This window comes from Mesorhizobium sp. P2_B11, from assembly GCF_056404855.1.
Map to the genome: position 1 here is coordinate 695,229 of NZ_JBFUDF010000001.1, position 15,315 is coordinate 710,543.

Below are 15,315 nucleotides of genomic sequence, written 5' to 3' on the forward strand. Positions count from 1 at the left end.
CGAGAGGGAGAAGTCATGGGGGTGACGATACTTCGGACGTCGGGTGGCAAGCTCGACAGGACAAATGAGAAGGCGCTGAATGCGCTCATCGAGCGGATCGGCAAGGGCTCGCCCAAGGTGCTGGTGCATCTGCATGGTGGCCTTGTTGATCAGGCCTCGGCAGAGAATATGGCTGGCCGGCTCTCGGGCACGGGCGATGCCGCCTACAATGCGCCGGCTGACTGGGAGCAGGTCTATGTCGTCTGGCGGACCGGCACCTTCGAGACGCTTGCCCGGAAGTGGAAGGACCTTGCGACAAACGATCGCCTCTACAAAGCGATCCTTAAGCGGCTGCTCAGCTTCGTGAGCGGCAAGGTTCGTGTCAACACCATTGCTGGACGGTCATTGGCGCAGGAGCGCGTGCTGACCCCGGCGAACATTCAGGCTCGACTGGCATCCGGCAGCGACGATCCGTTCGGTGATGTCGACGCCCTCTATATCGCGCCAACGGGTAGCAGGTCCGCAATCGCAGTGGCTGATGAGGCTGACATGGAGAGCGAGCTGAAGTTGGAGTTGCAACTCGACACGGACATCGAGGAGGTGGCGAGCGGCATTGAAGAAAGCCTTGCTGCCGGTCATCCCAAGGTCTCTCGAAAAGGTTCGTCGGGAGACGCTGCGCTGGGCAAGGAATCGTTCGACCGGCTCGACACGAAGATCCAGAAGGAACTGAAGGCGCAGGCGTCCACGCTTTCCTCCACACGAGGTGTCATCTCCGGCGAGATCGTCCGCAAGATCATCACACATGGCGTGAAAATCGGTATGCGCTCGATCAATCGGTATCGCGAGGGCCACGATCACGGTCTGCACGCCACCATCGTTGAGGAAATCGCACGGGAGTTGTACGCCGGCGTCATCGGATCGGCGATCTGGGGCATGATGAGGGACAACGCTTCCGAGCACTTCGAGCCCACAGGCCTCGGCAGCCGCCTTTTTGCCGCTATCGCGGACAATCCGCAGGCCAAGCTGCTTATCGTCGCGCACAGTGCAGGATCGATCTTCGCAAGCGATCTGCTGCTATGGGCGGACAAGCACAAACCTGATCTCAAGACCGACCTGGTGTTCCTGGCTCCCGCCGTCCGGACCCTGAAGTTTGCTGCCGCTCTGGGGGCGTCAGAGGCGCGCATCCGTCGATTTCGCATGTTCGCAATGCAGGACGCGGTCGAGCGCCGAGACGCCCTGTTGGGGAGGGGGCTCGGGTTCATATATCCGTCATCTCTGCTGTATCTTGTCTCAGGCCTGTTTGAGCAAGGCGCATCAGGCGAGATGTCCGATGCGCCGCTGCTCGGGATGCAGCGCTTCCAGGATCCCGGTTCGAGCTGGCTCAATGATGCTAGCGAGGGTCCTCCGCTCCAGCGCGTGAGAGCCTTCCTGGCCGCCGGACCGGATCGCATGGTCTTCTCCAAGGTTACTGGAGGAGATGGCCTCAACTGCGACGCCGTCTCGCACGGGGCATTCGATGACGAGATCGCTACGCTAAAGAGCGTGGCGACGTTTTTCGCCTGAGGTCCCCGATGGCGGCCTGGGCTTTCATCGTCGGGATCAATGATTATCCAACCGATTCGGGAATGGAGAAGCTGCACGGTGCGGTTGCGGACGCCGGGGAGTTCGCTGAATGGGCACTTCACCCTGATGGGGGCAATGTCCAGGCGAACGATCTCTATTTCTGGACATGTCCATCGCCGACAACCGCTCACCTCCAGCGGCTTCATCAATTCATGCTCACGCCGAAAAAATGGCCTATGGTAGCGCCAGATTTCGGGCGACCTCCCACCGCGTCGGAAATCAACATGGCGATCGGGCTCGTCGCGACCGCCGCCCTTGCGGCTGGCGCGTCCCGGCTCTACGTCTTCCTCGCTGGGCACGGTCTCCAGACCCGGCCGGAGTCCTATCTGGAGGACCCCCAGACCTGTTTTGTCGGTGGCAACTATCACCCGACGACGCGGACCGCGGGCTTGGTACCTTGCGACGACATGATGCGGATGCTTAAGGCGCAGGGCCCGCCCGAACTGGTTCTGTTCCTTGACGCATGCCGTAGTGATGGATCGATCAAGGTGTCGCGTCCCGCAGGCCTCTGGGACCGCATCGCCGACCCCGGCCATCACCAGCGTTGCGGAATAGCGCGCAGTGCCCAGCCTCAGGCCGTCGCCTATGAGGTTCCGCACGACGCGCCTAGCCGCGGCGCATTCTCGAAGTTGCTCGTCAACGGTCTGCGTGAGCACCGCAAGGGAGGCCGGCTGACCTTTCGTGATCTCGATGATTATGTGTCGGGAGGCATAGTCGATCTCGTGAGACCGGCCTCCCAGTATCCAGACTTCAACGAACAGCCACGGCCCTGGCAACTTGTGCTCGCCTCCGGCCCCGCCATCGGCGCGGGTTCCAATCTGGTCGTTACTTTCTCGCAGGCGACGTTCGGTGTTGGAATCATGCTGGTTGGCGGGCCAGCCAATATCCGTATGCCCCTGACTGGAACGCTGCAGCCGCAGTCGATACCGCTTGTGCCAGGTGTCTATGCGCTGGAAACCGCTGCTGGCCAGGAGCTCAAGGCCTTCCCCCATGTTGGTCCGGGAGATACCCATGTCAGCATCTGAAGCGGCAAACACAGCCAGCAGGCGAGGCAGTGGGCGCCTCGTGGTGACCGCACCGCTGGGCGCTGAGATATCGGTAACCGACGGCGGCTTCTCCAGAGTTGCGAGCGGCGTGACATTGCTCGACCAGGCGTTTTCCGAGGGTGTCTACACTGTTCGATGGGCCGCGGGCGAGCGCGGCCGGCAGTGGATCGTTCGGCTTCGGGAGAGTGCGACATTGCGGATCCCCGAAGACGTCGGCTCCGGTGCAAGCGACGGTCCGCCTGAAGACGGCCGGCTCCAGGAGATTGCCAACGCCATCGCGGCACAGCCAACCCTGACGCGCGGCGCCGAGATCCTTGTCGYCGTGCTGGCTACTGACGACCAGACTAAGACGGATCTTGGCCAGAATATCGAACTGCGCGATCCAAACGGCAGAAGGATCAGCCGTGACCAGAAGCGCATCTACAATGGTGTGGCGGCCAGCTGGACGATTGTTGGGCATTCCGTTGCGCCCGGTCCGTTTGTTCTGCGCTATGAGACTTTCGAGCGCAAGATTGTCGAGCAGACTGTTTATGCAATTGAGCGCCGAAGGACAGTTGTGCTGCTGTCCTATGCACAAACCTCGGTCATTGCCCAGGAGAAGGGTGATGCGCGAATACGCAAGCGGCGCGGCATAGATCCTGCACGCACGACCATGGTGTCGCTGGCGGCAGGCACCGCACGTAACCGTCTAGCGGAAGCGACCGCCACGGCGGAGACACTGCTGCACAAGCTGCGCACGCGGACCGCGCCGCTTGATCCTTCAGTTGCCGCGATGATTATCGATGACGACGATCCCTATCTGCATCTGTATGCAGCTGCTGCCGTGATCGCCATATCCGGGAGCGTGATCGAGCGTCTTACCACCGTGCTTTCGGATGCGCCCGGCAAACTGACGGCGGGCATCAACGAGGCCACAACCTTGCACCACAAGCTCTCAAAGTACAAGGACTGGCCGGACGTGCGCTGCCTGGGCTGGAGGCTGGCAGCCGATCAGCCCGGAGCATTGCCGTCCGCGCCGGGGCTGCTGGTGGCGCCCATGCTGGAGATTGCCTGGCGCTGGGCGTCCGGCCATAGCGTGGGTGATCCGGCAATGGCCGTCGATCCGTTGATCGCCGCGACTGCCGCCAGGGCCAATCCGGGAGCAATTCCATGGCTTGTTGCCGGCACCGCGCCTGCCAGGACCGGCGCGGGGTCTGCGACGGATTCGGTAAGCGGGATCCAAATCGACCTGGCCCGGCTCGTTGATGGACTGAATAACATACTCAGCCGGTCTCCCGAGGTTGCGAAAGGCTTCGGTTCAAGGGAGCCGATTCGCAGGTTCGATGTGTCGAATATCGAGCCCGCAGCCGGGTTTGTCATTGAGGCCATACTGCGTTCCGGCGTGGCGGAGCGGTGGCTAAAGCCGGATAGCGCGCTGGTCCGGCAGCTCGCATCGTCGCTAGCCACTCCACTCTCTTCGTTAGCACCATCGGTCAGGGCCGCAGCGCTTAAGGTGATGGATCTCGTCGAGAGCGGCAGCATGACGAGCGCTCTCGACGACGACCCCCATAAGGGCCGGTTTGGCGGAAGCGCCGACTACAAAGGCATCACCCTGTCGCTGAAGTCTTTTGAGGAATCCGTCAGCCAGGAGATCCTGGCACTCCGTCTCATGGTGGCCAGCCACAACGCCGGCCAGCCACTGCTTGGGCCGGTGACCTTCTATCTCCATCCAACCTTCACGCCGAGCTCCGAGATTGTACGCGTGATCGACGGCCAAGCGACCTTCTCCTGCTACGCCTGGGGCGCGTTTACGATCGGTGTTGAGACTAGCGATGGCCTGCGCGTTGAACTGGATCTTGCAGAAGACAAACGTCTGCCGGGCTGGTTCCGGGGGCGGTGACCGACTGCATCGCAAACACGGAAGCGGCCAGGGAACCGATATGCGGGGACGGCGTCGGAGCCATCCTGAAGCTTGAACCATCTGGGGTAGGAACACCCGACAAAAGCCGGCCAGTCTGTATCCTAACCTCGGCAGAAATGGAGGCCGCGAACGAGGGCATGTGATCTGCTGCGAAAATGGTCGTGACGTTGCATTTTTGACGAGATGCTGTCGGCCGAGCCGACGAGCGCGCCATCGATACAAGATCGCGGGGTAAGAATCGCGTGTATAAGAACGCATATATTGAGTTATTTAGAAGTTGTGACGTAAATTTGTTGACTCCAAAAGCTGACAGGCAGAAACTCTTCTTGCATCTAATGGAGGAGAAAATGTCAGGAGAAAAGACTGCCACCGGTGAGGATGTCATCGTTCACGTTCCCCCCGGGACCGCCAAGAATGTGAAGATTGTCGAAACGGACCCTTCCGGCCGCGGCCAAGATATCACGATCCAGGTAAGCCGAGAACGAAAGGTCGTGGTTTCCAAGGCAATAGGCGTCATCGTTAAGTAGGCAAGGAGCAGACGGCTCAAACGTCGTCTGCTTCTTTGGCAAGGCACTTTGAAATGGACAGCAACGTCTCGCTCAGTTTCCCTCTTTCAGTGGACTCTTTTCGAAAATCCTTGGTTTTGTCCAACGGCGAGGAACAGATAAAATTCGAAGGGATTCCACCCGGTATAGGATTTTCAATAATAAGGGATATTAACGATCAGGTTTCGCCTCCGGATCTGGCGGCAAGGTATAATGTTGATATCGATATTGTTCGAGAGTTTCTGCTGACCCTTTCCCGAGAGAAGCTCGTCACTGCGGAGAAATTACCCTTTTTCAAGGGCAGCCAAATTTCCGCTGTTCTGTCCTCTTGCTACAAGCAATGGAATGACACGCTCTTCTCTCATCGGCTTTGGACCTCGCTTGCTGATGGCACCGCTAGATCTGGCGTCGTGGATGGCTGGCTGATTGAATCCTATCATTTCATTCGCGGCGCAAACGCCCGCCTGTCATATGCTGTATCGCTATGCCAAGATCAGCGTATAAAATCGATTTTCGCCCACCACTATTCGGAAGAGTACGATCATTACAAATTCTTTGCGGAGAGCCTTTCAAGAAGAAAGATAGATCCTCTGCACATTGATGAATTGGGGCCATTGCCGTCTACTCTAGCCGTCTTGAATATGGCCCGGCGTGCCGCGCGGATCGATCCCCTGGCTTACGCCGCCTGCTCGGGCCTTCTTGAGTCCACGGGGAGTGATTCAGGCAGAGCGAGAGAGTTCTACGGGTTGGTTGAGAAAAATTACGACCTTGATCAAAGCGGATTTGTGGAGCCGATGGTGCGGCACATTGATCTCGATGAGGAGTTCGAGCATGGCGATGTAATGGCCGACGTCTTTAACCCGATAGAATATATTGAGGAAGAAAGAGCAAACACGATATTGCAAACGGTTAGCCTGTTTCGCGAGACGCTCTCTATGTGGTTCGACGAGATTGAAAGGTATTACTATATGTCACCGTACCGGGCAGGCATAAGATACCGGTTTGTTCAAACAAATTCACCGAGAGACCGGTATGTTTATTCGCCATCCTGACGTCGCGCTCACAATGATCGAAGACAGCTGCCTTGTTGAGGATGCGGAAGTCCGTCTCCGTTTTTCGGGGGATAGCGCCATGCTGTGCGCGGCTGTTTTCGACGCTATTGAAAAGGTCGGAAGCGTTGAGGAAATTGCTTCTCAATCGGGATATTCGATTGCGAGCGTGAAAAGTGTGTTGGACATGCTTTCGTCGGAAGATTTTGTCCTGAATGCGTCTTTCGGAGAGATGACCGACGCGCGCAGCGCAATCGAAAGAGTTCGGAGCGCTGGCCGGTTCTGGAACAAGCACGTTATGTGCCAGCGGTTCCCGCTTTCTCTGTTTGGAGGCCATGCTACCCGAGATCAAGTGCTGGGTTGGGGAATCGAATTTTATATATTTGTGCGTGCTGCACGCGAGTATATGGCCAGAGGTGCAAGTCGAATTGACGGTCCGACGGCATCCCTGGGCGGCCTGTGGAGCCACTTCGCGGAGGAAGCGTTCCACGACGAGATATTTCGCCGTGGGTTAATCCGATGCGGCCTTTCGGAAGGCAATATCAACAATCGTGTTCCGCTGCCATCGACGATGGGCCTGCTCAATCACCTTTGGGAGGCAGCAGAGGGCGGGGAGCTACAGTACGCAAGCGTTTTTGCGCTTATGCAGCCATTGTCCGAGCCGGCCACGAGCGAGAGCATTGTGGATAAATACAGGTTCCTAAAGAAGTCTTATCCATTTGCCTCGCCGTTATTTGAGGCATGTCAGACTCATGACGGTATTGATGTTGATCTTGGACATTCACAACTGTCGATAGAGCCATTGATGCGAGACAGGGGTATGTTGTCGGCTCATGAGATGGAAAGTATATTTAAGTCGATAAGACGCACCTCTGATTGTTTCGACATGTTTTTTAGGGGCATCCAATCGTATTATGGCAACGAATTAAGTGTGAGCTACCGGCAGGTTCCGAAAGTTGGTGGGGCGATCTTGGCATCGGGCGAGCGCGTTCACTGAGACTTTTCTTAGCCGGAGGGGGACGGCCGCGATGGTAGAAACCGACAATGATACTCTGGTTGATCATCCGACCTGGTTTGGCCAAATCCGCAGTTTCTTCACCCCGGACGATATCGATCACATGCTCAAGAAAAGCATCGATCTCGGAACCTATAATGGTGTCGTGACCAATGCGGTATCTATCTATTCACAGACACAGTCGGGCGCCATGCCGCTCGACGGTTCAAAATGGAGCAAGAACCGCGTCCAGACTTTTCTGAACTGGATTACCGACAACTATCCTCTTGGCACACCCCTTGTGCAAAGCGCCGGGCAGGTGAATGCGTTCGCCATGGCAGGGCCGCCGGCACGCGTACGCACCGAGGTTTCGGCTTTGAGCACAAAAGGACTCGGAAAGCTCAAGGATGCCTTCAGAGGTATCATGGCGCGTGACCCGTCCGACGCCCAGAGCTACTTTGCCCTTGCAGGCGTCCATTGGTTTCCAGCGATCGACCAGAACCCGCTCTTCCACTGCCTGCACCATGAGAACCGTTTTCTGGCGTGGCATCGTATCCACCTCAGGCTTTTTGAAGATGCGCTTCGATCGGTGCCAGGCTGCAGCGACGTGACGTTGCCCTATTGGGACATCACGACCAAACCTCCCGCATTCCTCTATGAGGAGCCGTTCGCGCAATATCGCCTACAGGGCCAGATCGAGCATGGGTACGATCCGCTCACGACAAGTCACTATCCTGCTGCCGATATTGTGACCAACATGAAGGGTTACAACATCTCCTTTCAGGTCGCCAACTCGCTGAAGCAAACATCCTGGGAAGCCTTCAACAGGACTTTCTGGCCAGCTCACGACAACGGTCACGTGGCGTGTGGGACAACGATGGAAAACCAGGACATCTCCTCGTTCGACCCCAGCTTCTGGTTCTATCATTGCAATCTCGATCGGATCTGGCTGCAATGGCAAAAAGAGCATCAAGCAACCACGCTCGCGGGATTTAAGTCGACCTGCCTCGAACCGACGGCATGGCTCGACGTGCCCGCCCTGGGCGTGCTGCCTCCCTTTGAAGCTCACGTTTCCGATGCGATCGCGATGGCAGATATCGACTACGCTCCGCCAGCCAAGGGGGTGCCGACCATGACCTTCGAGAACACGGGTGGCAACGTAGCCGCCGTGAAGTCGTTCCGGATCGACGGCGCTGCACCGCTATCCATCAGGGTCAAGGACATCAATCGCGCTGCGATACCCGGTACTTTCGTCGTCCATCTTCTCGCCGATGGGAAGGAGGTTGCGCGCCAGGCGTTCTTCCAGCCGACCAATCCGGGCATGTGCCAGAATTGCAGCCAGAACGCCAAGGTGGCGGTCGATTTTCGCGTCGCTCCGGCAAAGGTTCTTGACCGGCGACTTTCCATCGAAATCCATGTCCCTGGGCAACGGGCAATCGGAACGAGATTTCCTCTCTCCAAAGTCGGTCAGCCTACCATTAATGTCCGCTATCTTGTCGAGCCAGAGGACCTCGCCGCTGCTCCTGATGCGTCGAAACCGAGGACGCCGGGCCGCGGGAAGCGAAGCCCACATCGCGAGGACTAGGCACGAACGGGCGCCGCGGATGCAGCTTTTGGGTTAATTGTTCTTGCGCTGCTGTGGTTGGGTGGAAGTAAGGGGTCTGATCAGCGCCGCATAACTGGGATGAAGCTGGGTCTGAAACTTGACGGACGAGTATCTCGACGGGGTCCGTCCCTAAGAACTCGATTTTGACGTTGCGTCCTAAGACCGTGCCTGCTACTTTAAGTGGTTCACAAATTCTCGTTGACGAACGTTGTGTCATCTTACCGATAGATGGAGAGAAAGCATGGCAGAGAAAGAAGACGAGAGCGCCGCGACAATCCGAGAAATAACCTCTGATGATTCAATAAAGTCGGCGTTCGATGCCACAAGTGCTGACGTTTATGTCAAGACAGGAAAGACGGGCGGCAAGAGGTTCTTGGTGACGGTGAACACCGGCGCGGCGCGGCCAACCCTGATAGCACTTCATCTTTAACTGCTCGCGCATAATCCATCATTCCCTTTGTGTCGACTTGATCGCATGAGATCAGGGCCGAAATCATTGAGGTTGAGATGCACGGAGTTCCGGGCCTGCCCCGCCTAAATGGTGTGTTTAGAGCAACTAACGAAAATGTAGTCATTCAAAGTCGTGGAATAGAGCACGAGGTCCGTGGGGACGGCGTGCCGCCCTCGGTCATTGCTAGGATTCTTGGTCGGCTAAACGGCGACATTAGTATTGTCGACGTGGCCAGACTTGAGCCGTCGCTGGCGGTGGATGACGTATTCTCACTGATCGAATCATTGGACAAAGCCGGCGTAATCGATGACGCTGCAAGGGCAGAGTGCCATTCAGCACTAGATGTAGTCCTTGATTTGGAGGATATGGTCGAGGAGCTTTGCGGAAAGACAATCTACCAAAATCCTTTCTGGCGGACTTGTCTTGCTGTCGAGGGTCCAGGTGACCTGCCGCAGCGCGTTGCTATCGGAATGGTTATTGAGAATTGGCATTTCTTGTTTCGTGAGAGTTACTTTGACGCACCCGTTCTTTCCTACGTTCCTCAGACTGAGGTTCGCCTTGTCATGAATAAGTTTTTTGGTGAGGAGTATGGGCATGATGAGATTTTACTGCGATCGCTGAACTCCGTAGGTCTGACCCGCGAAGACATGCGCGGAGCAATTCCTCTGCCAGAGACGATGGCGCTCTGTAATTCCTTGGCCTACTGGGCGCACAATGACCCACTATTTTTCTTCACAACCCTCGGTTTGTTAGAAGGCCAAGGTCTTAAGAAAGATAGTTTTATCGAAGCATGCGAACGCGCGGAGTTTTCTCATGAGTTCATCGAGCCTTTGAGGGTCCACTCGAATATCAACACCGGCGCTGGCCACGGGAATCTAACGCGAGAGTTGTTTCGGCATGTACCTGCACTGGATTCCGCTACCGTAGCGCGTCTTCGTGCTCAGACGCCGCTGTTGGTTGATCTGTATGATGGATTCTACACGGGCGTCTGGCGCCACTACACAAGCGACGCTCCACTCCTTCGACGCGTTTCGGATCTCTAAGGGAGATGAATCATGGAGGAAAGTGCCGAATTCACCTGCCCGAGGTTTCGCGAGGGCGTGACCGTCGATCTGCAACCTGAAAATGCAGTAGTAACTTTAGGGACGCGGCATTGCCGCTTCGAATTCCCTGGAGAAGCCCGGGTGGCTATAGCACGCATGTTTGGCGACCTTCAGAATGGCGGCTTAAGAGTTCAGGAATTGCCTAACCGGCTCCCTGAAATTGTCGATGAAGCAGGCGACTTAATTGAGACCTTCAATAGCTTACGCTTTCTGCGGGAAGCGGATAGCGGTGCCGCCGAGGTTGTCAGCGGGGCGCAGCTTTATCGCGAGCTCCGTCGAATAGCAGATCGAGTTGCGCAGAGTGCAGCTAGCTCAACGTTTTATCGCGCCCTGGTTGACGGGGCAGCTACAACCCGACACCTGATTGGATATGGGCTGGAATACTATTGGCTTGTTCGATCTGCGCCCGGACTCATCGCGCCAGCTGTGGCGTCAGCTCATTCGATGGCGGAACGTCGCCTTTTGGAGAATTTTCTTTCCTCCGAGATCGGCCATGACAAGTTCATCGGGGCTGCTTTGGAAGCTGTAGGGATTACAGTGGAAGGAATGGATCAGCATCAGCCACTGCCAGCGACATTCTCGCTTGGTGCCTCGCTCGGCGTCTATGCGAGACAGCACCCCATGAGCTTTAAGGCCTGTCTATTCTTGCTCGAAGAGGCACGCCCGGAATTCGTAGACGCTTTTGATCGGCGGTGTGAGACCCTATCCCTACCTTCGGAGTTTTTTCTGCCCTTTAGGGAACACGCTGATCTCAATGCTGATTTCGATCACGGTGATATCTCCAGGGACCTCCTGACGCTTGAAGGCGCGATAAGCTTCGAGACGTGCGAAGTCGTGAAGGCTCATGTAGCGCTGATGATCGAAACGATTATTCAGTTGGAGGAGCAAATCATGAATTACTATGGCAAGGTGGATTCGCCCATGCCACGTATATTTGTTTGATCGAAATATGGAGCCTTGGACCCTAAGTCGTTACCATCGGCCGCGCTTGTGCGTCGATCGGATTGATCGCGAACCGGGCGGATTTGTAGTCGCGCTTACTGCTGGAAATGAAGTGTACAGGCTTGCTTGCGACAGCGTCGATGTTGCGAAGCGTCTCCAAAATGAATTGTCAGAACTGCGTAGCGCAGACGCAGTCCTGTGGCAGGCAGTATGCAGCGGCAAGACCACCTCGCACTGGCGCGTTCTGTGCTCGTTCTTAGATGCCCGATCTTTAATTACTGACAGTGTCGCCCACAATGAAGAATTGCAGGCCAAACAGGCAGTATCAGTTATTAATCGAGTAAAAGAGGCTGCGGCGAGCGTTCTCGCGAATGTGACATTGGAACAGCGCGATCGAGTTCAAGCAAATGCGGCTTCGTGTTTAAGAACAATCTCATCAAGCAGGGCTGGCGTTGGGGTTGTGGAGCCGGACTTTTTTGCTGCAGCTAAGCATGAGAACTTCTTTTGCGGGCTACTTGAAGTTGAGCTTTCCTATATGCGCAGATCTGCACCAGCGGCGTTGTGCGCAACAGCATTGATGTTAGCGGAAATCGCTGGCGAACAACTCCACGATCTGGAGACTTTCAACGACCGCCTTGAGGAGGAAATGGGAGGACTCTATAGCGAGCACGACTTGGATGCTCATCTGACCTTGATTGTCCATTGTTTGACGCAGAGTGCTGGCGATGATGCAATGCGTTTTCCGATTCCGGCTCTTCCTGAAATTGGTGTGGTTAGTGGGCTTGAGTTTATGCGCCGAGCAGAACTCTTGACAAGAGACGCGCTGGCTTCATGGGGGCCAAACGACTATCTATCTGGAATTACGCCGCTGCAAGACATCAGGTCACCGCTGGTGACGGGCTGTTACATCGAGGAATATCACGTAACCCGACGGTTTGTCGAAATCATAGCGCCAATGCTCCGAAAGCGATTGTCAAGTCCGCTTCGGGCACTGATGTTTAGATATTATTCTGAAGAACTCGGGCACGAAGAATTCGAACAAGCGACTTGCGAATCCTTGGGAGTTACCGGGGCAATCCTTGATAGGGCGATTCCGCTGCCATTGCACTTTGCATTTGTCGACGCCTTGACGGAGGCCTCTGATCGAGATCCCATCGCATTTTTTTCGGTAGTCATGGTCACAGAAGGAATGATCGGGGACGCGTCAACAGTGTCAGATAGGCTCGCAGAGGTTGGCCGGGATCATTCAACGTTTCGTAGGGTGTCCCAACGACATGACGACCTCAACGAAGATCTCCATCATTCAAGCATTGCCCGGAACGTTTTTCAAAACATAGAGGTCGTGGCGGATATAAAGCAAAAACGGGCTTACGAATGGCTATTGTTTCTACTTGAGCTCAACCACAGGGCGTGGAACGGGGTGGCAAAGTTTTACGGACCGCAGAAGTCGCTTCTGATGCATGGTTTTCTGGGTGCCACTTGGACTCCTGTTTCGTAGATGCCTGATCGTGAGGATTTGAGTCATTCCGACCCGACCAACGGTCCGTTCGATCGAGCAGTATCGCTGTATCGACAATCGGTTAATCCCGTTTGGCTGGATGTGCTTTCCGAGATTGGGATTCTGCGTCAGTTCGTGGCGGGAGATGGAGCCTATGTTATCGACGAGCATGAGAATCGTTTCTTGGATCTTGTGGCAGGTTTCGGAGCCGCCGCTTTAGGGCATGGGCACCCTCAGCTCATCGCCGCGTTGGCCAAAGCGATTCAGAATACAGCCCCGGGTATCGTCCCTTGGGGCATATCGAGTGAGACCGGCTACCTTGCCGCGAAACTGTGCGGGCTTGCGGGCTCGCAACTGACAAAGACCTACTTCGCGTCGGGAGGTGCTGAGGCAATCGACGCTGCACTGAAGTTCGCCGCTGCAGCCACTGGCAGGAATCGATTTCTTGTTTTTGATGGAGGATTTCACGGGCTGACTGCCGCTTGTACCGGTTTGTCTGGTGGAATTTGGTCTGAGCCATTTCCGCAAATCTGGCCGACATTTACTCGCATACCTGCGCAGAACGCGGGATTATTGAAGGCGGCGATAGCCAATGGTCCGCCGGCGGCTGTCATACTTGAGATCGTCCAAGGAACCGGCGGTACACCGCCGTGGGATGCGACATCGCTTGCCGAACTCGCCCACACGGCTAGGGCGTCAGGTACACTAATCATCGTTGATGAGGTTATGACTGGTCTCGGGCGGACGGGCGACTGGTTTGCCTTCTCGACAGGAGGAGGTGATTTCCTGCCTGACATGGTGGTGGTTTCAAAAACCCTGACAGGGGGCCTCATTCCAATGTCTGCGGTCTTGATGCGCGAGGAAATCTTTCAGAAAGTGTTCACCGACCGTGTTCGCGCAAAGATTCATGGATCAACCTTGTCTGGCGGCCGAGTTGCCATGGCGTGTGGGTTGGCAGTGCTCGAGGTCATCGACCAAAGCGATCTCATAGCCAACGTGCGAGCAAGAAGTGAGCAGATCGCCGAAGGGGTCCGCATCCTCAACTCGAGGGGTCTTGGGGCCGGAATTGTTGGCCGCGGTCTCCTCTTAGGAATCAACGCGAGCACCGGTGATCAGGCAGCCCGCGCCGAGACTGCTAGCGCGACCTGTCTTGGCCTGTTGGACCGGGGCGTCCTTACGAGCATCGCGGCGCACGACCCAGGCTTAGTCCGGCTGACGCCTCCATTCGTTTTGACGGAGGACGATGTTTCCTTGTTTCTGGACGCCCTTGAAGACACATTTTGTGAATTGAGTTCGACTTCTTGAGTTGCATAGAAATGCGGAAAAGAGGGTCTGTTCTTTGTGTAAATAACCAATCACGAAAGAAGAAGCTGCCCCATGCGCCGCCCGCCAACAGACGCAAGATGATATGGCGAGTCGGAAAGTAACCAAGAGCAGGTTCTGCGAAAGTGTATACCAGCGTATTGCCCTAAACCAGACCGTAGCGCCCCACGCACCTGCCCCTCCGAAACTTTGATCCGAGAATGTTGAAGATGCCATTTAATACGGCATGGAGAGTGTCCTCTGGACTGGCCGGTTAGTTTGTCATCCTGTCCAGCAAAGTGTTCGGCCCCGAGGCATGCGCATTGGCAGGCCGTTATTGGGCGTTCGGATTTTTCGGGCGAGAAAGGTCAGGCTGAGAGCGAGGGCAGCGGGCTTCCGGCGGGATAAATGATGAAGTCGGCATGGCGACTTGCCCGTGGGGTCGATCCCATTGCCTGGAGGCCGGCGTCGAGTTCTTTGAGGTGGGCGTGACTCAACTGCAGGAGGTGCTCGCCCGGCTGGAACAACGCGCCAAGCCCGAACCACTTTCCTGGCCGGTCAGTCATTTCAACATGCGCCCCCAGAATGAACGAAACAGGATGGACTTCCGCGAAGGAAGTCAGTGTTGAGATGCTTTTCGTGTACGCGTCCCAGTTACTGATCACCAGCAGACCTGGATAGAGGGTATCACCCGTCAAAAGGATGTGCGTATTGCGGTCGTACAGGGCAATGTGCGTGTCATGATGGCCCGGTATCTGCATGACGTCGATGACGCGATCACCGAGGTCGAAAGCTGCTGTTCCGGTTGGCGTGGCATCGACACCAAAAGCCTCGATCAGCGGTTCAAAGCCGGGCTTGATCACAACTACGTGTGGCATGCCGGCAAACTGTCCGTCTCCGGCCAAATGGTCTTGATGGCCATGCGAGTGGGCGACTAGAAGCGGCACGGGCTGCCGGCCCTGGGCCGCAGCATGCTTGCTCAAGAGCGAGGTAACCATCGATGCGAGCGGGAAGACAGTAGGCGATTCACTTGCACCGGTGTCGAGCAGAAGCGCACGCGAACGACCAATCAATAGATACATGAATGGCGCCTCAAACGATGGACCGGGCAAATCAGATGTGCCTGGCTCCGAGCATTTACTCTGGCGCATGATGAACGTATCCGCATTCACCCCATGCACCTGGATGGGTGGATCATCGCAGAGCGCGCAGTCGGGCGCCCCGTGAATCCAAATGACATTCAAATTGCAGTCCATCTTTGCTCTTCGTCTCAGTTC

Annotated in this window: 12 protein-coding genes; 11 read left to right on the plus strand and 1 reads right to left on the minus strand. The window is 56.2% G+C overall.

Going from position 1 to position 15,315, the window contains the following annotated elements; genetic code table 11:
* Nucleotides 1–15 precede the first annotated feature (15 nt).
* From AC1DYJ_RS03135 to AC1DYJ_RS03185, 11 genes are all read left to right on the plus strand, one after another.
* Nucleotides 16–1,542, plus strand: a complete 1,527-nt coding sequence (locus AC1DYJ_RS03135) for a hypothetical protein (protein WP_477279911.1) — start codon at nt 16–18, stop codon at nt 1,540–1,542.
* 8 nt (nt 1,543–1,550) lie between these two features.
* The gene (locus tag AC1DYJ_RS03140; protein ID WP_477279913.1) at nt 1,551–2,627 is read left to right on the plus strand and encodes a caspase family protein; all 1,077 of its coding nucleotides are present in this window, start codon (nt 1,551–1,553) and stop codon (nt 2,625–2,627) included.
* A gap of 43 nt (nt 2,628–2,670) precedes the next feature.
* Nucleotides 2,671–4,527 carry a pYEATS domain-containing protein gene (locus AC1DYJ_RS03145; protein WP_477425940.1) on the plus strand — a complete coding sequence of 619 codons (1,857 nt, stop codon included), beginning with the start codon at nt 2,671–2,673 and terminating at the stop codon, nt 4,525–4,527.
* A 601-nt stretch (nt 4,528–5,128) separates the two neighbouring features.
* Entirely contained in the window at nt 5,129–6,145 is a 1,017-nt protein-coding gene (locus AC1DYJ_RS03150) for an iron-containing redox enzyme family protein (protein WP_477279917.1), read from the plus strand.
* The gene (locus AC1DYJ_RS03155; protein ID WP_477279919.1) at nt 6,126–7,139 is read left to right on the plus strand and encodes a hypothetical protein; all 1,014 of its coding nucleotides are present in this window, start codon (nt 6,126–6,128) and stop codon (nt 7,137–7,139) included. Before AC1DYJ_RS03150 ends, AC1DYJ_RS03155 begins: the two co-directional genes overlap by 20 nt.
* Before the next feature lie 31 nt (nt 7,140–7,170).
* A complete protein-coding gene (locus tag AC1DYJ_RS03160; protein ID WP_477425942.1) occupies nt 7,171–8,721 on the plus strand; it encodes a tyrosinase family protein in 1,551 nt (516 codons plus the stop codon).
* A 262-nt stretch (nt 8,722–8,983) separates the two neighbouring features.
* Nucleotides 8,984–9,172: a hypothetical protein gene (locus AC1DYJ_RS03165; protein ID WP_477279923.1), complete on the plus strand. Its 189-nt coding sequence runs from the start codon at nt 8,984–8,986 to the stop codon at nt 9,170–9,172.
* Between the two features lie 77 nt (nt 9,173–9,249).
* Nucleotides 9,250–10,236, plus strand: coding sequence for an iron-containing redox enzyme family protein (locus AC1DYJ_RS03170; RefSeq protein WP_477279925.1), 987 nt, complete (start codon nt 9,250–9,252; stop codon nt 10,234–10,236).
* 12 nt (nt 10,237–10,248) lie between these two features.
* Nucleotides 10,249–11,238 (plus strand): hypothetical protein, encoded by a 990-nt coding sequence (locus AC1DYJ_RS03175; protein WP_477279927.1) that lies wholly within the window; start codon nt 10,249–10,251, stop codon nt 11,236–11,238.
* A gap of 112 nt (nt 11,239–11,350) precedes the next feature.
* A complete protein-coding gene (locus AC1DYJ_RS03180; RefSeq protein ID WP_477279928.1) occupies nt 11,351–12,736 on the plus strand; it encodes an iron-containing redox enzyme family protein in 1,386 nt (461 codons plus the stop codon).
* Nucleotides 12,737–14,041: an aminotransferase class III-fold pyridoxal phosphate-dependent enzyme gene (locus tag AC1DYJ_RS03185; protein ID WP_477279930.1), complete on the plus strand. Its 1,305-nt coding sequence runs from the start codon at nt 12,737–12,739 to the stop codon at nt 14,039–14,041.
* Between the two features lie 365 nt (nt 14,042–14,406).
* On the opposite strand, the gene AC1DYJ_RS03190 is transcribed toward AC1DYJ_RS03185, so the two are convergent.
* Nucleotides 14,407–15,294: an MBL fold metallo-hydrolase gene (locus AC1DYJ_RS03190; protein WP_477279932.1), complete on the minus strand. Its 888-nt coding sequence runs from the start codon at nt 15,292–15,294 to the stop codon at nt 14,407–14,409.
* Nucleotides 15,295–15,315: the final 21 nt, after the last annotated feature.